This window comes from Mycobacteroides sp. CBMA 271, assembly GCF_009729205.1.
In the GTDB taxonomy this organism is placed as follows: Bacteria; Actinomycetota; Actinomycetes; order Mycobacteriales; family Mycobacteriaceae; genus Mycobacterium.
Genome location: NZ_VTHB01000001.1, coordinates 745222 through 763829, shown reverse-complemented (window position 1 = coordinate 763829; position 18608 = coordinate 745222). Strand labels below are relative to the sequence as shown.

The window sequence follows — 18608 nt, the reverse complement described above, 5'->3', positions numbered from 1 at the left end:
ACGATCGCCGCGCACGGGCAGACCTCGATGAAGTTTTCGCTTCTTTTCTGCCCGCTGAGCGGTCCTGGAACTGCAACACGTTCTAGAAGGGCTGCTAGCCTGGTTTCGATTGCAAAGGAGCAACAGACATGGCAGATCAGCACCTGGCTGGAAAAGTGGCCTTCGTGACCGGTGCGGCCCGCGGACAGGGACGTCAGCATGCCGTGCGACTGGCACAGGCCGGCGCGGATATCGTCGCGATCGACGCTTGTGCTCCCGTGTCGGAGTACGCGGGCTACGAGGCCGCCACACCTGAAGACCTCAAGGAAACGGTGCGGCTTGTCGAAGCGACCGGGCGCAAGATCATCGCCGAGCAGGCCGATGTCCGCAATGGCGCGGCCCTGCAGAGCGTGGTCGAGGAGGCCGTCGCGCAATTCGGGCGCATCGACATTCTCGTTGCGAACGCCGGAGTGCTCAGCTGGGGTCGGCTCTGGGAGATGCCGGACCAGCAGTGGGAAGACGTCATCGACACCAATCTCACCGGCACCTGGAAGACGGTGAAGGCCGTGGTGCCGACGATGATCGAGGGCGGCAGGGGTGGCTCGATCGTGATCGTGAGCTCGGTATCGGGCCTCAAGGGCACTCCGGGGAACGGTGCCTACGTGGCGTCCAAGTTCGGGCTGACCGGCATGACCAAGTCATTGACGATCGAACTTGCCGAGTACGGCATTCGGGTCAACTCGATCCACCCGTACGGGGTGACCACACCGATGATCACCGGCGACGCCATGATGAAGATTCTCGGCGACCATCCCAATTATCTACCGAGCATCGCGCCAATGCCATTGTCGCCCACCAAGATGCTTGAGCCCGACGAAATTTCTGACGTGGTGGTGTGGTTGGCCAGCGACGCGTCGGGGACGTTGGCGGGAGCCCAGGTGCCCGTCGACAAGGGGCACCTGACCTACTAATCCCCGGGTCGCTTGCGCTCCTGCCCGCTGGTCGACGGGGAGATTAGGCCGGCATCACGACGACGGGCACCGGGCTATGCCTAACGATCTTGGTTGCTCGAGAGCCGAGGAAGACGCGGGCGACGGTGCTGTGTGGTCGGCTGCCGAGGACTAATAGCTCGCCATCGAGCCATTCGGCGTTGTCCAGGGCGTCATCCCAGCTGTCGCCGGTGACGACCTTCAACTCCACGTCGGGTCCCACGACATCCTGCTGGCGCAGCCCTTCCAGAGCCTCCTCGGATTGGGCGACCCAACTGGCGAGCACCGCGTCCTCCGCTTCTGGCCCGACTCCGGCGGTCAGCATGGTGCGACCGCGCACCGCGAAGGTGGCCACGCGCAACGGCGCATGTAGACGCTGAGTCAGCCGAACGGCTTGGTGCACAACGTCAACCGCATCCTCGGTGCCCGGATACCCGCAGGTGACCCGACTGACGGTGCCGGTCTTGGAGCCACGGTAGCCGCGCGGGCTGATGGCCAGGGGTACTGGGGATGAGTGCAATAGGCGATCGCCGGTGGAGCCCAGGACCACCTGCCCGAGGCTCCCTTCTGAGGCGGAGCCGACGACGAGGACGTCCGCGTCGGACGCCTCAACGGCTTCCAGCAGCCCTCCGGACACCGAGCGGTGCGCCACGTTATGGAACGTGACATCGATTCCGGCGCCGATTTTTTCGATGTACGCGGCGGCTTCGGACTTCGAATCGTCCGATAGCTTCTGTGCCCATTGGGCGTACTCGGCGTCGATCTTGGCTTTCGACAGCGTGGTCCAGGGTTTGGGCACCACGGTGGTGACCGTCAGGGCGGTCTCCAAGACGCGAGCAGACTCGAGAGCGAGATGCAGGGCGCCCTTGCCGCCCTTGCCCGAGAGGTATCCGACGACGACGGTCATATCTGATGCTCTTCGCGCGAGCTGCTCATCGCACCGGCTCCTCGACTAATTCGGCTGGGTCACTAGGTAAGTCGTTCAGCGCGCTGTGGTGCCGGCCCCATGCGAAATAGAAGGCCAGCACCACGGCAACCCAGCACCCGAAGGCAATCCAGGTGACCGCGGGCAGGCTGAACAGGATGTAACCGCAGGCGATGACGGACAGGACTGGCGTGACCGGGTAGCCGGGGACCTTGAAGGCGCGCGGCAGGTCTGGTTCGCGGACGCGCAGGATCATGACGCCGATCGATACGACGATGAACGCCGTGAGCGTGCCGATCGACACCATATTCGCGAGGCTGTTCAGGGGCACGAAGGCGGCCATGAATCCCACGACGACCGCGACGATGATCGTGTTGTTCACCGGTGTCAGTGTGCGGGGGTTGACCTTTGCAAAGACCGAGGGCAATAGGCCGTCGCGACCAATAGCGAACAGAATGCGGGTCTGCCCGTACATCGACACCAGGGTGATCGAGAAGATCGAGATCACCGCGCCCAGCGCCAGGAACGTACTGGCAGAGGTGCTTCCGGTGACATGGTCCAGGATCAGGGCCAGGCCGGCGGACTGTCCCTCGAACTCCTTCCAGGGCTGCGCACCCAGCGCGGCGAGGGCGACCACCAGGTAGAAGGCAGTGACGATGAGCAGTGCGGCGATGAGCGCGCGCGGCATTGTCCGCTGTGGATCCTTCACTTCCTCGCCTGCGGTGGATACGGTGTCCAGCCCGACGTAGGTGAAGAAGATGGTGCCGGCAGCCGCGCCGACGCCGCTGACGCCGAACGGCGCGAAGTCGGAGAAGTTGCCCGCCTGAAACGCGGTGAACGCGATGATCGCGAACACGGTCAGGACGGCGAGTTTGAGCAGCACCATGACCGTGTTCACCAGTGCGGACTCACTTGTCCCACGGATGAGCAGGATTGCACACATGACGATGAGGAACACCGCGGGCAGATTGAGCCAGGCATGCGGCATCCCGGGGTCGACGGGGTCCCAGGGTGCGGCGCTGATCGCGTGCGGCAGGTGAGTTCCAAAGACGTTGACCAGAAGCTTGTCGAGATACTGGCTCCAGCCCACCGCCACCGCCGCGGCTGATACGCCGTATTCCAGAAGCAGGCAGGCGGCCACCCCCATCGCCGCCAGCTCGCCCAAAGTGGTGTACGCATAGGAGAACGACGAGCCCGATACTGGTACCGCAGAGGCTAATTCGGCGTAACAGAGCGCGGCGAGTCCGGCGGCGAGGCCAGCGACCATGAAGGAGACCATCACCGCGGGGCCGGCCTTGGGCACCGACTCGGCCAAGATGAAGAAGATGCCGGTGCCCACCGTGGCGCCCACGCCGATCATGGTGAGTTGGAACGTTCCCATCGACTGCCGCAGATGTCCGCCGGCGCCGTGGGCAGTGGGTGCCCCGGTCGTAGGACGGCGCCGCAGCAGTTGTTGAGCAAGGCTGGGTGACGAGGGTGCCATAGTGCCTCCTGTGACCGTGACGGAATCTAGCGGGGGTCGGCCAGCGCGTCAGCGAACCGGTCTACAGCCCAATCGATTTCGTCCTCGGTGATGACGAGGGGTGGTGCGAACCGGAGGGTCGCCCCATGGGTGTCCTTCACTAAGACGCCAAACTCTGCCATGCGCAGACTGATTTGTCTTCCGGTTGCCAGTTTCGGATCGATGTCCACCCCGGCCCACAGTCCCAGCGAACGCACTTCGGTGACACCATGGCCGATCAGGGCCTCAAGGCGGGCACGCAGATGCCGCCCCAGCACGGCCGACCGGTGCTGGTACTCGCCGCGCTCCAGCATTGCCACGACCGTCGAACCGATGGCCGCTGCCAACGGATTTCCGCCGAAAGTGGAACCGTGCTCGCCGGGATGTAGCACGCCGAGCACGTCGGTATCGGCGACCACGGCCGACACGGGAACCACGCCGCCGCCGAGGGCTTTGCCCAATAGGTACATGTCGGGGACCACGTTCCAGTGGTCGCAGGCAAACATGCGGCCGGTGCGGGCAAGTCCGGACTGGATCTCATCAGCAATGAACAGAACATTATTCGCAGTGCACATTTCGCGCACCGTGGGCAGGTAATCATCGGGCGGAATGACGATGCCGGCCTCGCCTTGTATGGGTTCGAGGAGGACGGCCACGGTGTTGTCGTCGATCGCTCGCGCCAGGGCAGCGGTGTCGCCGAACGGGACTATGCGGAATCCGGGCGTGAACGGTCCGAATCCGCCGCGCGCCGTTTCGTCGGAGGAGAAGCTCACAATGCTGATGGTTCGGCCATGGAAGTTGTTGTGTGCCACCACAATATTGGCCTCGCCGGGAGGAATCCCCTTGATGTCGGTGCCCCACTTGCGGGCGACCTTGATTCCACTTTCTACCGCCTCGGCGCCGGTGTTCATGGGAAGCACTATGCCCTTGCCGCAGAGCCGGGCGAGGTCGCGGCAGAACCTGCCGAGACGGTCGGAATGAAATGCCCGGCCCACCAGGGTTACCGTGTCGAGCTGCGCATGTGCGGTCGCGAGAATTTCGGGGTTTCCGTGGCCGAAGTTCACCGCCGAATACGCGGCCAGGCAGTCGAGATATCGACGCCCCTCGACATCGACTATCCACGCGCCCTCTGCGCGCTGAGCGACCACCGGCAGTGGTGCATAGTTGTGAGCGCCGTACTGCTCGGCCAGCTCGATGAATTCGGAGCTCTTGTACGAATTGGATGACATGCCGGGAGCCTCCGACGGTGCTTGATGCTCTTCGCCTACATGGCTCATCGCAGTCACGAGTGGAGCTCCAGTGTGCAGCATTTCACCGAGCCGCCGCCCTTGAGTAACTCGGAAAGGTCGATCCCGATAGGTTCGAAACCGGCGTCGCGGAGCTGCTCGGCGAAACCGGTTGCGCCGGTGGGCAGCATGACATGCCGGCCGTCAGACACCGCATTCATGCCGAGCACGTAGGCGTCGGCGGAACTAGCGATGATGGCGTTGGGGTACATGAACCGCAGCCGGGCCTGGGAGGCCTCGCTGAAGGCCGGCGGGTAGTACGCAATGGTCTGTGGATCCAGCACGGCCAGCGCCGTATCCAGGTGGTAGAAGCGCGGATCGACCAGCTCCAGGGTCACGACCGGAATGTCGAGCATTCGCGCGACTTCGACATGGGACCTAACGTCGGTACGAAAACCGGTGCCTGCCAACATGATGTCGTCAGCAAGCAGAAAGTCGCCCTGGCCTTCGTTGGTGTATCGCGAGTGCATGGGGCGCAGTCCGTGCCCGCGCATCCACTCGGCATGTGCGGCAGACTCTCCGGCACGTTCGGCGTGCTTGAATCTCGCCACAACGGCGTTGCCCCGCAACACGATCCCGCCGTTGGCGGCGTACACCATGTCCGGCAGGCCGGCCACCGGGGACAGGATGTCCACCGTATGGCCGAGACGTTCATAGGTGGCGCGCAGCGCATCCCACTGGGCGGTGGCGAGTGCCTGATCGACGGGATTGGCGACGTCCATCCAGGGGTTGATTGCGTATTCGACGGTGTAGTGCGTCGGCGGCACCATCACGTAGTGACGCGTAGTCGATGTTCTGTCTGGCTGCTGAATAGGGGATCCGGCCGGGTGTCCACCCTGGTGTACAACGGTCATGCGCTGAGCGTATGAGAGCCGCCTATTGCAATCAATCACCATTCATTGTCTCGTTTGATGCGATTCATTGCGTCAAGTCAATGAATTTGGCATTCTATTGCGGTAATGGGCCGAATGGCCGGAGGAGGAGCCTGTATGGCCGAGCTGGATGCCACCGACGAGCGCATCGTGACGCTGTTGATGCGCAATGCCCGCGCGACATTCGCCGAGATCGGCGAGGAGGTGAACCTGTCGGCCCCCGCGGTCAAGCGACGCGTCGACCGCTTGGTCGCGACGGGGGTGATCAAGGGCTTCACCACCGTGGTGGATCGCGCTGCCGTCGGTTGGAATACCGAGGCCTACGTTCAGGTCTACTGCCAGGGCACCATCACCCCGGAAGCCTTGCGGCGTGCATGGATCGACATCCCCGAGGTAGTGAGCGCGGCGACGGTCACGGGAACCTCCGACGCGATGTTGCGGGTACTGGCGCGCGACATCCAGCATCTGGAGCGCGCGCTGGAACGCATCCGCGCCAGCGGCGATATCGATCGCACCGAGAGCATCGTGGTGCTGTCCAACTTGGTGGACCGAGCACAGGTGCAGGGGTAGCCGGGCATGACTGGAGGCACTGACATCTCGGGTGTCCAGTCGTGTATGAAGAGACCGTGAGTGAAGCGACTGGGACCGACGCAGAACAAGGTGTACTGATCATCGGTGGTGGGCTGGGTGCGGTGCGAACCGCAGAGCAGCTGCGCCGGTCGGAGTTCACCGGGCCGATCACCATCGTGAGCAGCGAGACCCACCTGCCCTACGATCGTCCGCCGCTATCCAAGGATGTCCTGCGCGACGCGCAGAAGACCATCGATGCGGTGGTGCTCAAACCACGAGAGTTCTATGACGAGAAGCAGATTGATCTGCGACTCGATGCCAAGGTAACGGCGCTGGACCCGGACGCCCGAACGGTCACCCTGGCTGACGGAAGTACCCTGGAATACGGTGAGGTCATCATTGCGACCGGTCTGGTCCCACGTCGCATTGCCGCGTTCGGTGACCTTGACGGCATCCACGTCCTGCGCACCGCCGACGACAGCTTTGCGCTGCGAGGCGATGCCGTGAACGCGCGGCGGGCAGTGGTTGTCGGCGCCGGATTTATCGGCTGCGAGGTCGCATCCACGTTGCGGGCCAACGGAGTTGACGTGGTTCTCGTAGAACCTCAACCTGCGCCGCTGCTGGCGGCGATCGGGCAGCAGCTCGGCGACCTAGTGGCCCGGCTGCATCGCAACGAAGGCGTTGACGTTCGGGTAGGCATCGGCGTGGACGCCGTGGAGGGGGAGGGACGCGTTCAGTCCGTCACGCTCTCGGATGGGACGCGAGTGGATGCGGATCTCGTCGTGCTGGGCATCGGGAGCCGGCCTGCCACCGATTGGCTGGAGGGGTCGGGCCTGGAGGTGGACAACGGCGTGGTGTGCGACGCCGTCGGCCGCGCTAGCACTCCGCATGTCTGGGCACTGGGCGATGTCGCCGCATGGGCTGATGCCGCTGGACGCCCTAGTCGCGTGGAGCACTGGAGCAATGTTGCCGAGCAGGTTCGTGTGCTAGTGCCGGCGCTGCTCGGTCAGGATCAGGCCGCGAATGCAGGTGCTGTGCCGTACTTTTGGAGCGATCAGTACGACGTGAAGATCCAGTCGCTCGGTCACCTCGGGGAGTCGGACACGGTGCATTTGATCTCCGACGATGGGCGCAAGTTCCTCGCTTACCTGGAGCGTGACGGCGTGCTGACCGGAGTGGTGGGCTGCGGTATGGCCGGTCCGGTGATGAAGATGCGTGCCAAGATCGCGGCGGGGACACCCATCGCCGAGGTGCTGGAGTAGTTGTTGGCGACGTGTCGAGTTCTCGCGCCGTCTACTCGTACGTCGGTGCGGAAAATCGACACTCGGCTGGGTTAGTCCAGCACTCGCAGGCCCGCTTCGGCGGCGTCGAAGCCCATGCCAAGCAGGGTGGTGAGCGCCGACGATTCGTCGGCCAGCCATTGTTCATAGGCCGCCAGTGCCACGCCCAGCAGCGTCCAGGCAACGGTCTGCGGCAAGAGGGTGCCCGGATCGGTGCCGCTGCGCCGGGCCACGAAATGTGCGATGACATCGCGCCACCCCGTATACATCAGCATCGAATACGCCTGTAGCGCTGGAATTTCGAGGATGAGCCGCATGCGCATGCGATGCCGTGGGGTCTCGTCGAGCGGAAAGTCGTTGAACGTCAACAGCGCCTGGCGCAGGGCGGTGCTGGTGTTCACGGAGTCCGGAGCCTCGTCCAGCAGTGCGCGCATCATCGCGAGGTGAGAGTCGAAGTCTCCCCAGACGATCGCGTTTTTGGAGCTGTAGTACCGAAACACCGTCCGACGAGCGATCCCGGCCGCTGCGGCGATGTCGTCGACACTCACCTCATCGAACCCATGCCGCGCAAACAGCGCCATAGCGACCGCGGTGAGCTCGTCCCGGGTCGTCGATGGGCGCCGCCCTACGCGCGGCGTCTGCGTAGTCATGACGGTCTTTCCTGCCACCCTCTTCCCTTTCTGCACTCGATGCCATTATTATCGTGACTGCTCCGATGCTCTTCGCGCAAGCGGCTCATCGGTGCCCCAGTCGAAACTCACAAGGGAGTGAACAGATGGCCGAGCCCACCACTGTCGCCGGACAGACCACTGACACCGAGTTGGTCCAGGAATCGCTGGTCGAAGAAGTGTCGATCGACGGGATGTGCGGCGTCTACTGAGACGCCCCATCTCGATGAGCGCCATGACTGACGAGGCGCCCGCCGGTTTCGACTGGACCCGGCCCTGGCAGTTACACCCGCAGGTGTCGTTGCGTCCCGAGCCGTTCGGTGCGCTGCTCTACCACTTCGGCACGCGCAAGCTGTCCTTCCTGAAGAACCGCACATTGCTGCAGATCGTGCAGTCGCTGACCGATCACAGCAGTGCCGAGAGCGCTTGGCGGGCGGCCGGTGTCGGCGACGCACAGGTCGCTGCATACCAACAGGCCCTTGCCATGTTGGCGGATTCAACGATGATCGTGACCCGAGAGGACGCCCCGTGAGCGCTCCCGCAGTGCCCCGTTTGAATGCCGCCGCTGTTGCGGCTCCAAGGTTGGATGTCGCCGGTGTTGCGGCTCCAAGGTTGGTGGACCAGTTCGAACACGGACTGGACGCCCCCATCTGCCTCACCTGGGAGTTGACCTACGCGTGCAACCTGTCCTGTGTGCATTGCCTGTCATCGTCGGGTAAGCGCGACCCGCGCGAGCTGTCGACACGGCAGTGCAAGGACATCATTGACGAGCTCGAACGCATGCAGGTGTTCTATGTGAACATCGGCGGCGGCGAACCCACTGTGCGATCAGACTTTTGGGAGCTCGTCGACTATGCGACCGAGCACCATGTGGGCGTCAAATTCTCGACCAACGGCGTACGGATCTCCGAAGAGGTGGCGGCACGGCTTGCCGCGAGTGACTACGTCGACGTGCAGATCTCACTGGACGGAGCGACCGCAGAGGTCAACGACGCGGTGCGCGGCGCGGGATCGTTCGCCATGGCCGTGCGTGCCCTGGAGAACCTGTCCGCCGCCGGTTTCAAGGACGCCAAGATTTCGGTAGTGGTCACGCGTCACAACGTGGACCAACTCGATGAATTTGCTGCCCTAGCAGCGCAATACGGTGCGACGCTGCGAATTACTCGGCTTCGTCCGTCCGGGCGTGGAGCCGATGTGTGGGATGAGCTGCATCCGACCGCGGCCCAGCAGCGCCAGCTGTACGACTGGCTGGTGCGCAGCGGTGACAGAGTCCTCACAGGCGATTCGTTCTTCCACCTGTCAGCATACGGCGACGGCTCCGGAGGCCTGCCGGGTCTCAACATGTGCGGCGCCGGACGTGTCGTTTGTCTGATCGACCCGGTGGGCGATGTGTACGCCTGCCCTTTCGCAATCCACGATCGGTTTCTCGCCGGAAATGTGGTGTCCGACGGCGGATTTGACACGGTATGGAAGCACTCGCGGCTATTCAACGAGTTGCGCGAGCCGCAGTCCGCGGGCGCCTGTGGCAGCTGTGGACATTACGACAGCTGCCGAGGCGGCTGCATGGCCGCCAAGTTCTTCACGGGGCTTCCGATGGATGGACCCGATCCGGAGTGCGTGCAGGGCTACGGGGAGGCCGCGCTGTCTGCCGACCGTGTGGTGCCCAAACCCAGTGGCGACCACTCACATTCGAAGGGTAAGCGCAGCCCGGCCCCCGGCCCCGTCGCACTGACCTTGACGACTCGGCCACCCTCGCGCGCATGCGATGAAAACCCCCTTTCCAACTTACGAGCAGGACGGTAGATGGCCCGCAACACATGGTTCGAGACGGTCGCGATTGCCCAGGAACGGGCCAAGAAGCGACTGCCGAAGTCCGTCTACAGCTCGTTGATCTCCGCGAGTGAGAAGGGTTTGACCGTCAGTGACAATGTCGCGGCGTTTGGCGAGCTCGGATTTGAGCCCCACGTCGTCGGCATCCAGCCCGATCGTGAGCTTTCTACAACGGTTCTCGGGCAAGAGATTTCGCTGCCGGTGATAATCTCGCCCACCGGGGTGCAGGCAGTCGACCCGGACGGTGAAGTGGCCGTGGCGCGGGCCGCGGCTGCTCGTGGCACCGCCATGGGGTTGTCGTCGTTCGCAAGCAAGCCTATCGAGGATGTGGTGGCCGCCAATCCGAAGACGCACTTCCAGATCTACTGGCTGGGCGGTCGCGATGAGGTGGCGAAGCGCATCCAGCGCGCGAAAGATGCTGGGGCAGTTGGACTTATCGCGACGCTCGACTGGAGTTTCTCGCATGGACGTGACTGGGGCAGCCCATCGATCCCCGAGAAGATGAACCTGCGGTCGATGATCAAGCTGTCGCCGGAAGTCGTCACTAAGCCCGGCTGGCTGTGGTCGTTCGGAAAGAAGATGAACATCCCGGACCTGCGGGTTCCGAATCAGGCAGCTAAGGGTGAGGCAGGTCCGCCGTTCTTTGATGCCTATGGGCAGTGGATGGGAACTCCGGCGCCTACGTGGGATGACGTCCAATGGATGCGCGAGCAGTGGGACGGCCCGTTCATGCTCAAGGGCGTGATGCGCATCGATGATGCGAAACGTGCTGTGGATTGCGGTGTTTCGGCAATTTCGGTGTCCAATCACGGCGGGAACAACCTCGACGGCACGCCCGCGTCGATCCGTGCGCTCCCGGGCATTGCCAAGGCCGTTGGAGGTGACATCGAGGTGCTGCTGGACGGCGGTATTCGCCGGGGGAGCGACGTCGTGAAGGCACTGGCGCTCGGTGCCCGCGCAGTGATGATCGGACGGGCATATCTGTGGGGTCTGGCGGCGGCCGGACAGACGGGTGTGGAGAACGTTCTCGACATCATGCGGGGCGGGATCGACTCGGCATTGATGGGCCTTGCTAAGAAGTCTGTACACGAGCTGTCGCCAGAGGATCTGCTCATCCCCGAGGGCTTTGCCCGTGGGTTGGGTCGGCACTAAGTTCCGCGCACCGCGAACCGAACACAGTGTTGCGGAGGCGAGACAGTGTCGATGTGGCGCCAGGGACTGGCGTGACAATCGGGGCGAAAATGCCGCCGGCGCATAAGGCGACGGCCAGCAAGGATGTAAAGACCTCGATCGGGTGCGCCAACTTCGGATGCATTTGACGTGAATTCGGCCTACCATCGGCGGGTGGCTGTTCCGACTGTATTGAGCACCGCCATCTCTCGGGAGCTCGCAGATGAGGCCATCACCCTGTTTACTCCGCTCGGGTCAACCGAGCAGCACGGACCGCATCTGCCGTTGGACACCGATACGCGGATTGCCGATGCTGTGGCAACTGGCGCGGCCCGGGAACTGGCGATGCTGGCAGGCGATGATCGTGCGGTCCTTGCCCCTGCCATCGCGTACGGAGCGAGTGGGGAACACCAATCCTTCGCTGGAACGATCTCGATCGGTACCCCGGCGTTAGCCGAGCTTCTTGTGGAGTACGGCAGGTCCGCTATGCGTTGGTGCCAACGCATCGTCTTCGTGAACGGCCATGGCGGCAACATTGAGGCGGCGGTCTCCGCGGTACGACTCCTGCGTTCGGAGGGGCGCGACATCGCATGGTGGCCGTGCGCGGTCGACGGTGGCGACGCTCACGCCGGACACACGGAAACATCGCTGCTGCTGCATATTTCGCCGGAATCCGTTCGCCGCGAGTCGGTACGTGCCGGAAATTCCGCACCGCTGCGTGAGCTGATGGCGCCCATGCGGGCGGGTGGGGTGGCAGCGGTGAGTGCCATCGGCGTCCTCGGCGATCCGACCACCGCCTGCGGCGAGGACGGCGCCCGGCTGCTCGAGACGATGATCCGACGGTGCGTGGACGCGGTGCGCCGCTGGACACCCGATGCCGACGGGCGGCTTGCGTGAGCGCGAGTGGCGAGGACCTACCGGGCGGGCGGGATACGTCCGTGCCGCAGGGGAGATTGCCCGACGGATTTGCAGTGCAGGTGGACCGGCGCGTCCGCGTTCTCGACGAGGGCTCGGCGCTGCTCGGTGGCTCGCCCACTCGGCTCCTGCGCTTGGCGCCTGCGGCGCGGACGCTGCTGTCCGGTGGACGGCTGGAGGTTCGAGATGCGACCAGCGCGCAGCTCGCGCGGACACTGCTGGATGCGACCGTCGCCCATCCCCGCCCTGTGGGAGGGCCCGGATATCGTGACGTGACCGTCGTTATTCCCTGCCGTAATAATGGGTTTGGCGTGCGCAGGCTGCTGCGCACGCTACGGGGAATGTGCGTGATCGTCGTTGATGACGGTTCTACCATCCCGATCGCGGAGGGCGATCTCGGGGAGATGCACTGTGACGTGCGCGTGGTGCGGCACGACGACAGCCAAGGTCCGGCGGCCGCGCGCAACACTGGACTGAAGTTGGCGACCACGGACTTCGTGGCGTTCCTTGATTCCGATGTGGTGCCCAGGCGTGGCTGGCTCGAGGGACTGCTGGGGCACTTCAGCGATCCGGCAGTGGCCCTGGTGGCCCCGCGGATCGTAGGATTGGTGTTGAGCGACAATGCGATTGCTCGATACGAGGCAGTCAGGTCGTCACTGGATCTTGGACTGCGTGAGGCGCCGGTGGTGCCCTACGGTCCGGTGTCTTATGTGCCCAGTGCGGCCATCGTGGTGCGCCGTTCCGCGATCGACGAAATCGGCGGCTTCGACGAATCCCTGCACTGCGGCGAGGATGTCGACTTGTGTTGGCGCCTTATCGAGGCCGGGTCCCGGCTCCGGTACGAACCGGTATCACATGTCGCGCATGATCACCGACTCACATTTCGAGAATGGTTCGCACGCAAGGCATTTTACGGACGAAGCGCCGCGCCACTGTCGACACGTCACCCGGACAAGGTGGCACCGATGGTCATCTCACGCTGGACGCTGCTGGTGTGGATTCTTGCCGCGGTGGGCTCGGGGATGGGGTATTTGGCTGCCGCGGGGATGGCAGCGTTGGCTGCCGGGCGCGTTGCGCGTTCCCTTAGGGGAGTGGACACCCCACCACGTGATGTCGCGCGGGTGGCGGCCCAAGGTGTGGGTGGCGCCGCGTTGCAGATCGCGTCGGCGCTGTGCCGGCATTACTGGCCGTTGGCATTGGTGGCGGCCGCGCTGTCACGACGCAGCCGACAGGTGCTCGTCGTGGCCGCCATCCTCGATGGGGCGGTTGATTGGATGAAGCGCAACGACAATTCGGCCTCACCGGATGATCGCATCGGTCTGGTCGAGTACGTACTGCTGAAGCGACTTGATGACATCGCCTATGGGATCGGCCTATGGGCCGGGATCGTGCAGGAGCGCGACCTCGGTGCGCTCCGACCGGACCTACGGCCCTGAGCCGGCCGGTCCACGCGGATGCGCTGATTGTTGGCGCGGGCAGCGCGGGTTCCATTCTGGCAGAGCGCCTTTCCGGGGATCCATCGTTTCGAGTGGTGCTTATTGAGGCCGGGCCGGCATCGTCGGCGGACGAGGAAGGTGTGCGTGACGGGTACCGCCTCCCGATCGGGCCGGATAGCCCGGTGGCCACCTACTACTGGGCGACTCTGACGTCGACGGGCGACCAGGCCGAGTTGGTGCGGGGGGCGGTGGTTGGTGGGTCCGGGGCAATCAACGGCGGCTACTTCGTGCGTGGTCGGCCCGCTGACTTTGACGGGTGGGCGGTACCGGGATGGTCCTGGGCGGACGTGCGCGAGCACTTTCGCGTGATCGAGACCGATCGAGACTTCCGGGACGATCCGCTGCACGGTTCGTCCGGACCCATCCCCATCGGGCGCAAGCATGAACAGAGCAGCGCCGGAAAAGAATTGACAGACCGGGCCGTCAAGAATGGATATCCGGTGGTCGCGGACCTCAACGGTACCGCCGACGTCGGGGTGGGGCTGGTGCCACTCAACATCGACAGCGGGGTGCGTGTCGGGCCCGGGCGCGCATATCTGGAGGGCGCGGGCTGGCGTCCCAACCTTGCGGTGTATTCCGGAACTCGAGTCTTGCGGGTGTTGTGCAGCGGTGGCCGTGCGATCGGGGTGGAGGTGGCCGTCGGAAGTTCGGTGCGGACACTGACTGCCGACCGAATCATTCTGAGTGCGGGGGCGATTGAAAGCGCAAAACTGCTGCTGGTCTCCGGGCTGGGTCCGGCCGACGACCTGCGGGCGGTGGGAGTGCAGCCGGTCGTCGACCTGCCGGGTGTCGGTACCCGCGTGATGGACCATCCCGAATGGGTGCTGGATACCGGTGAAGAAGGGCAACCCGGCTATCCGGTCCTGGATACCGTGCTGCATACAGACAGGCAGATGGGCATCGAGATACGGCCCTATACAACCGGATTCGCCGCCATGGCGGGGGTCCGGGTGGATGATTTGGATGCCAGGCAGATCGGCGTCGCGTTGATGACACCGCAGTGCCGCGGCCGCGTTGAGCTGCGCTCGGCCGATCCGCATGCGCCCGTGTACATCGATTTGAGGTACGACAGCCAGACTGCCGACATGGATCGGTTGCGCGACGGCGTGCGCTTGGTGTCCGAACTGTACGGGCGGCGGTTCAGTGGCCCGCGGTGGTCTACCTCGCAGCACCTATGTGGCACTGCCCCGATGGGTGGTGACGATGACAAGTACGCCGTCGTCGACAAATACTGTCGCGTCAGGGGAATCGACGGGCTTTTCGTCATCGACGGGTCGATCATGCCGACCATCCCGAGTCGCGGGCCGGCAGCCACCATCGCGATGATCGGGCATCGAACCGCGCAATTTGTTGCGTGGTCGTAACCTGGGCACAAAATCTGGCCGTCTGCCTCACCTGCATAGGCCATCAGTCGCACAATTGGACGATGTCCATTCCCGACGACGACCCCGAGGCCGCCAGCCCCAACGCTCAGGCACCGCACGATCATGCGGGCGTGCAATCGCACCTCGAAGGCGCCGACTACCTCGCCCGGCGCACCCTGAGATCCGGCACCGCCGGTTGGGTGCTGCTCGCCGGGCTCGGCGTGAGCTATGTGATCTCCGGCGACTACGCGGGCTGGAACACCGGCCTGAGTAAGGGCGGCTTCGGAGGGATGGCCATCGCGGCGGTCATCATCGCCGCCATGTATCTGTCGATGGTGCTCAGCATGGCGGAAATGTCGTCGGCGTTACCCACGGCCGGCGGCGGGTACACCTTCGCCCGGCGGGCGATGGGCCCCTGGGGTGGATTTGCCACTGGGACTGCAATTCTCATTGAGTACGCGATCGCCCCCGCGGCCATCGCCACCTTCATTGGAAGCTATGTCCAGTCGCTGCACCTGTTCGGTCTCACAGACGGTTGGTGGATTTCTCTGGCGGTGTACGCCATCTTCATCGGAATCCACCTCAGTGGCGCCGGCGAGGCGCTCAAGACGATGTTCGTCATCACCGGAATCGCGCTGGTCGGTCTGGTCACCTTTGCCATTGGAGCCGTCGGGCGATTCGACGCGCACAACCTGACCAACATCCCCGTTGACGAAACAGCAACAGGTGCATCGGTTTTCCTGCCCTACGGATACCTGGGTATCTGGGCGGCGGTGCCATTCGCGATCTGGTTGTTCCTGGCCATCGAGGGTGTCCCGCTGGCCGCCGAAGAGGCGCGCGATCCCGCCAAGAACATCCCGCGCGGGATCGTGATGGCCATGCTCGTGCTCGTCATCACCGGTACGGCCGTGCTATTCCTGGTTCCGGGTGCGGGCGGCGCCGAGGCCATGGGGCAGTCGGGTAATCCGTTGGTCGAGGCGCTCGGCACTACGACGGTCGCCAAGGCGGTCAATTACATCGGGCTGGCCGGACTCGTCGCCAGTTTTTTCTCCATTGTCTACGCCTACAGCCGGCAGACCTTCGCGTTGTCCCGCGCCGGATACCTCCCGACCGGGCTGTCGGTGACCAATCGTCGTAAGGCTCCGGTATTAGCCTTGATCGTCCCCGGCATCATCGGATTCCTGTTGTCGCTCAGCGGTAAAGGGGCGATGCTGCTGAACATGGCGGTGTTCGGCGCCGCGCTGAGCTATGTGCTGATGATGGTGAGCCACATCGTGCTGCGTGTTCGCGAGCCGGAGATGGAGCGGCCGTACCGCACCCCGGGCGGCATCGTCACCAGCGGATTCGCCCTACTGGTCGCTTGTGCTGCGGTGGTGGCGACCTTCATCGTCGATACCACCGCGGCGATTGCCACGTTTGGTGTGTTCCTGCTGTTTATGGCGTACTTTGGGTTGTACAGCCGTCATCATCTGGTTGCGAATTCCCCTGACGAGGAGTTCGCGGCGCTTGCCGAAGCCGAAAAAGAGTTGCAATGACCACTTTTCGTCACACAGTAGGGCCCACGACCTATCAGTTCGGATCGCTCGCGGAGCTGCTCGCGAAGGCCTCGCCTCCTCGATCCGGTGATGAACTCGCGGGATGCGCGGCGCAATCGGATGCCGAGCGTGCCGCCGCGCGGTGGGTCTTGGCCGAGGTGCCGTTGGCGGCGTTTCTTACCGAAGAGATCGTCCCGTACGACACCGACGAGGTCACCCGGCTCATCATCGATAGCCATGACGCCGACGCATTCGCCGTCATCTCTCATCTCACCGTGGGTGATTTCCGGGATTGGCTACTGGAGACCATCACCAAACCTCATGGGGCGCAGTCGCTCAAGGATGTATCGCCAGGGCTCACTCCTGAGATGGTGGCGGCCGTAAGCAAGCTGATGCGCAACCAGGACCTCATCGCGGTCGGTGCCGCGGTACGCAATCGCAGCGCCTTTCGCACCACAATCGGCTTACCGGGAACGCTGGCGACACGGTTGCAGCCTAACCATCCCACCGACGACCCGCGGGGGATTGCCGCGGCCACGCTCGACGGCCTGCTGTTGGGCTGCGGCGACGCCGTCATCGGCATCAACCCCGCGACTGATTCCCCGCATGCCGCTGGCGACCTGTTGCGCCTCATCGACGACATCCGATTGAGATTCGATATACCCACGCAGTCGTGCGTCCTTGCACATGTCACCACCACGATGGAGCTCATCGAACGAAATATGCCGGTGGACTTGGTGTTCCAATCGATTGCGGGAACCGAAGGTGCCAACGAAAGCTTTGGTGTCAACCTCTCGCTGTTGCGCGAGGCGAATGAGGCCGGTCGATCATTGGGGCGCGGGACCGTGGGAAATAACGTCATGTACCTCGAAACCGGTCAGGGATCGGCACTGTCCGCCGGCGCGCACCTCGGCGTGGGTGGCGTTGCGGTAGACCAGCAGACGCTAGAGGCGCGGGCCTACGCGGTTGCCCGCGAAGTCGAACCACTCCTGGTCAACACCGTGGTGGGATTCATTGGGCCGGAATATCTTTACGACGGCAAGCAGATTATTCGGGCCGGCTTGGAAGATCATTTTTGTGGAAAGCTGTTGGGTCTCCCGATGGGAGTCGACGTCTGTTACACCAACCATGCCGAGGCCGACTCGGATGACATGGATGTCCTGCTCACCGTGCTCACGGCCGCCGGTGCCGCATTTGTCATCGCGGTGCCCGGGGCCGATGACGTCATGCTCGGATATCAGAGCCTGTCGTTCCACGATGCGCTGTTCGCGCGTCGCACCTTCGGCCTACGACCGGCGCCGGAGTTCAATGACTGGCTCGACCGCATGGGCATGCTGGAACGCGATGGTGGGCTGCGTGAAATCCCGGTCAACGACTCGCCGTTGCGGGCGCTGTTGTGAGCGAAGTTACCAACAGTGATGCCGCGCAAGATATTTGGGACACGCTGCGTCGTTCCACGCAGTCGCGAATCGGCTTGGGCCGTAGCGGTGACGCGCTTCCCACTACCAGGGTCTTAGAGTTTGGTACCGCGCACGCGGCGGCCCGTGACGCCGTGCACACCCCGCTGGATGCGCACGCGCTGGCCGGTCGAATCGACGGGCTTGGGTTGGGCACGCCGCTGCTGGTGACCAGCCGGGCGAGCGATCGATCCGAGTATCTGCGTCGCCCGGATTTGGGGCGGGCGCCGGCCGATGGCGCCTTGGACCTACTCCCGGAGTCAGGTGCCGATATCGGGATCGTGTTGGCCGACGGGTTGTCGCCTCGAGCTCTCGATGACCACGGGGTGCAGCTATTACAGGCGTTACATCAGCGGCTTCGCGGGTACTCGATCGCGCCGCTCGTCGTCGCGACGCAGGCGCGGGTTGCCCTCGGCGACCACATCGGCTCGGCACTCGGTGTCGACACGCTTCTGGTGCTCATCGGGGAACGCCCTGGCCTTTCGGTCGCCGACAGCGTCGGGATTTACCTCACGCACAACCCTTCGGTCGGATGCAGTGATGCGCAACGCAATTGCGTTTCCAATATTCATCCACCGGAGGGTCTGGGCTATGACCAGGCGGCGCAGGTAGTGGCCGCCCTGGTGGCGGGAGCGCGTCAGATCGGCCGCTCTGGGGTTGACCTCAAGGACATGACTGGCGCAGGAAATCAGATCGAGGGGACCGGGCCCGCGCTGTCCGTCTAGCGGGACGACCCCCGCCTATTCGGAGGACCCGCTGGGGTCAACCGAA

At 64.0% G+C, this 18608-nt stretch carries 18 protein-coding genes; 13 read left to right on the top strand and 5 right to left on the bottom strand.

The genetic code is table 11. The features are described from left to right. Positions 1-128: 128 nt before the first annotated feature. The gene (locus tag FZI91_RS03845) at positions 129-950 is read left to right on the top strand and encodes a mycofactocin-coupled SDR family oxidoreductase (protein WP_155937294.1); all 822 of its coding nucleotides are present in this window, start codon (positions 129-131) and stop codon (positions 948-950) included. A 43-nt stretch (positions 951-993) separates the two neighbouring features. On the opposite strand, the gene FZI91_RS03840 is transcribed toward FZI91_RS03845, so the two are convergent. The 4 genes from FZI91_RS03840 to ddaH are packed head-to-tail and all read right to left on the bottom strand — an operon-like array spanning position 994 to position 5534. Continuing rightward, entirely contained in the window at positions 994-1875 is an 882-nt protein-coding gene (locus tag FZI91_RS03840; RefSeq protein WP_155937292.1) for a universal stress protein, read from the bottom strand. Positions 1876-1900: 25 nt separating this feature from the next. Continuing rightward, complete coding sequence (locus tag FZI91_RS03835; protein WP_155937290.1) at positions 1901-3376, bottom strand: APC family permease; 1476 nt, start codon at positions 3374-3376, stop codon at positions 1901-1903. 26 nt (positions 3377-3402) lie between these two features. Further along, positions 3403-4623, bottom strand: coding sequence for an ornithine--oxo-acid transaminase (gene rocD / locus FZI91_RS03830; RefSeq protein WP_162526239.1), 1221 nt, complete (start codon positions 4621-4623; stop codon positions 3403-3405). Positions 4624-4676: 53 nt separating this feature from the next. Then, positions 4677-5534 carry a dimethylargininase gene (ddaH, locus tag FZI91_RS03825; protein ID WP_155937288.1) on the bottom strand — a complete coding sequence of 286 codons (858 nt, stop codon included), beginning with the start codon at positions 5532-5534 and terminating at the stop codon, positions 4677-4679. A gap of 135 nt (positions 5535-5669) precedes the next feature. Between ddaH and FZI91_RS03820 the strand changes: the two genes are divergently transcribed. Then, the gene (locus FZI91_RS03820; protein WP_030096676.1) at positions 5670-6122 is read left to right on the top strand and encodes an Lrp/AsnC family transcriptional regulator; all 453 of its coding nucleotides are present in this window, start codon (positions 5670-5672) and stop codon (positions 6120-6122) included. A 56-nt stretch (positions 6123-6178) separates the two neighbouring features. Next, positions 6179-7384: an FAD-dependent oxidoreductase gene (locus FZI91_RS03815; protein ID WP_162526238.1), complete on the top strand. Its 1206-nt coding sequence runs from the start codon at positions 6179-6181 to the stop codon at positions 7382-7384. A gap of 71 nt (positions 7385-7455) precedes the next feature. On the opposite strand, the gene mftR is transcribed toward FZI91_RS03815, so the two are convergent. Continuing rightward, positions 7456-8052, bottom strand: coding sequence for a mycofactocin system transcriptional regulator (gene mftR, locus FZI91_RS03810; protein ID WP_155937287.1), 597 nt, complete (start codon positions 8050-8052; stop codon positions 7456-7458). Positions 8053-8177: 125 nt separating this feature from the next. Between mftR and mftA the strand changes: the two genes are divergently transcribed. From mftA to eutC, 10 genes are all read left to right on the top strand, one after another. Next, positions 8178-8282, top strand: a complete 105-nt coding sequence (mftA, locus tag FZI91_RS03805; protein WP_030096679.1) for a mycofactocin precursor MftA — start codon at positions 8178-8180, stop codon at positions 8280-8282. A gap of 14 nt (positions 8283-8296) precedes the next feature. Beyond that, the gene (gene mftB / locus FZI91_RS03800; protein WP_155937285.1) at positions 8297-8602 is read left to right on the top strand and encodes a mycofactocin biosynthesis chaperone MftB; all 306 of its coding nucleotides are present in this window, start codon (positions 8297-8299) and stop codon (positions 8600-8602) included. Between the two features lie 20 nt (positions 8603-8622). After that, positions 8623-9873 (top strand): mycofactocin radical SAM maturase, encoded by a 1251-nt coding sequence (gene mftC / locus FZI91_RS03795; protein WP_155937804.1) that lies wholly within the window; start codon positions 8623-8625, stop codon positions 9871-9873. Next, positions 9874-11052 carry a pre-mycofactocin synthase MftD gene (gene mftD, locus FZI91_RS03790; RefSeq protein WP_155937283.1) on the top strand — a complete coding sequence of 393 codons (1179 nt, stop codon included), beginning with the start codon at positions 9874-9876 and terminating at the stop codon, positions 11050-11052. A gap of 168 nt (positions 11053-11220) precedes the next feature. Continuing rightward, on the top strand, positions 11221-11967 hold the full coding sequence (gene mftE / locus FZI91_RS03785; protein ID WP_162526237.1) for a mycofactocin biosynthesis peptidyl-dipeptidase MftE: 747 nt from the start codon (positions 11221-11223) through the stop codon (positions 11965-11967). Positions 11968-12008: 41 nt separating this feature from the next. Further along, positions 12009-13421, top strand: coding sequence for a mycofactocin biosynthesis glycosyltransferase MftF (mftF, locus tag FZI91_RS03780; RefSeq protein WP_162526261.1), 1413 nt, complete (start codon positions 12009-12011; stop codon positions 13419-13421). A 26-nt stretch (positions 13422-13447) separates the two neighbouring features. Further along, a complete protein-coding gene (mftG, locus tag FZI91_RS03775) occupies positions 13448-14845 on the top strand; it encodes a mycofactocin system GMC family oxidoreductase MftG (protein WP_309224145.1) in 1398 nt (465 codons plus the stop codon). 62 nt (positions 14846-14907) lie between these two features. Then, positions 14908-16380: an ethanolamine permease gene (gene eat, locus FZI91_RS03770; RefSeq protein ID WP_155937279.1), complete on the top strand. Its 1473-nt coding sequence runs from the start codon at positions 14908-14910 to the stop codon at positions 16378-16380. Further along, the gene (locus FZI91_RS03765) at positions 16377-17780 is read left to right on the top strand and encodes an ethanolamine ammonia-lyase subunit EutB (protein ID WP_155937277.1); all 1404 of its coding nucleotides are present in this window, start codon (positions 16377-16379) and stop codon (positions 17778-17780) included. The genes eat and FZI91_RS03765 overlap by 4 nt, the downstream gene beginning before the upstream one ends. Beyond that, positions 17777-18562, top strand: a complete 786-nt coding sequence (gene eutC, locus FZI91_RS03760) for an ethanolamine ammonia-lyase subunit EutC (protein ID WP_162526236.1) — start codon at positions 17777-17779, stop codon at positions 18560-18562. Before FZI91_RS03765 ends, eutC begins: the two co-directional genes overlap by 4 nt. The last annotated feature ends 46 nt before the right edge of the window (positions 18563-18608 follow it).

Excerpts from the sequence above, each read along its gene's own strand:
- ddaH (WP_155937288.1), bottom strand. The coding sequence starts at position 5,534 with ATGACCGTTGTACACCAGGGTGGACACCCGGCCGGATCCCCTATTCAG.
- mftA (WP_030096679.1), top strand. The coding sequence starts at position 8,178 with ATGGCCGAGCCCACCACTGTCGCCGGACAGACCACTGACACCGAGTTG.
- mftD (WP_155937283.1), top strand. The coding sequence starts at position 9,874 with ATGGCCCGCAACACATGGTTCGAGACGGTCGCGATTGCCCAGGAACGG.
- eat (WP_155937279.1), top strand. The coding sequence starts at position 14,908 with ATGTCCATTCCCGACGACGACCCCGAGGCCGCCAGCCCCAACGCTCAG.
- FZI91_RS03845 (WP_155937294.1), top strand. The coding sequence starts at position 129 with ATGGCAGATCAGCACCTGGCTGGAAAAGTGGCCTTCGTGACCGGTGCG.
- rocD (WP_162526239.1), bottom strand. The coding sequence starts at position 4,623 with ATGTCATCCAATTCGTACAAGAGCTCCGAATTCATCGAGCTGGCCGAG.
- mftB (WP_155937285.1), top strand. The coding sequence starts at position 8,297 with ATGAGCGCCATGACTGACGAGGCGCCCGCCGGTTTCGACTGGACCCGG.
- mftR (WP_155937287.1), bottom strand. The coding sequence starts at position 8,052 with ATGACTACGCAGACGCCGCGCGTAGGGCGGCGCCCATCGACGACCCGG.
- FZI91_RS03765 (WP_155937277.1), top strand. The coding sequence starts at position 16,377 with ATGACCACTTTTCGTCACACAGTAGGGCCCACGACCTATCAGTTCGGA.
- FZI91_RS03840 (WP_155937292.1), bottom strand. The coding sequence starts at position 1,875 with ATGACCGTCGTCGTCGGATACCTCTCGGGCAAGGGCGGCAAGGGCGCC.
- FZI91_RS03820 (WP_030096676.1), top strand. The coding sequence starts at position 5,670 with ATGGCCGAGCTGGATGCCACCGACGAGCGCATCGTGACGCTGTTGATG.
- FZI91_RS03835 (WP_155937290.1), bottom strand. The coding sequence starts at position 3,376 with ATGGCACCCTCGTCACCCAGCCTTGCTCAACAACTGCTGCGGCGCCGT.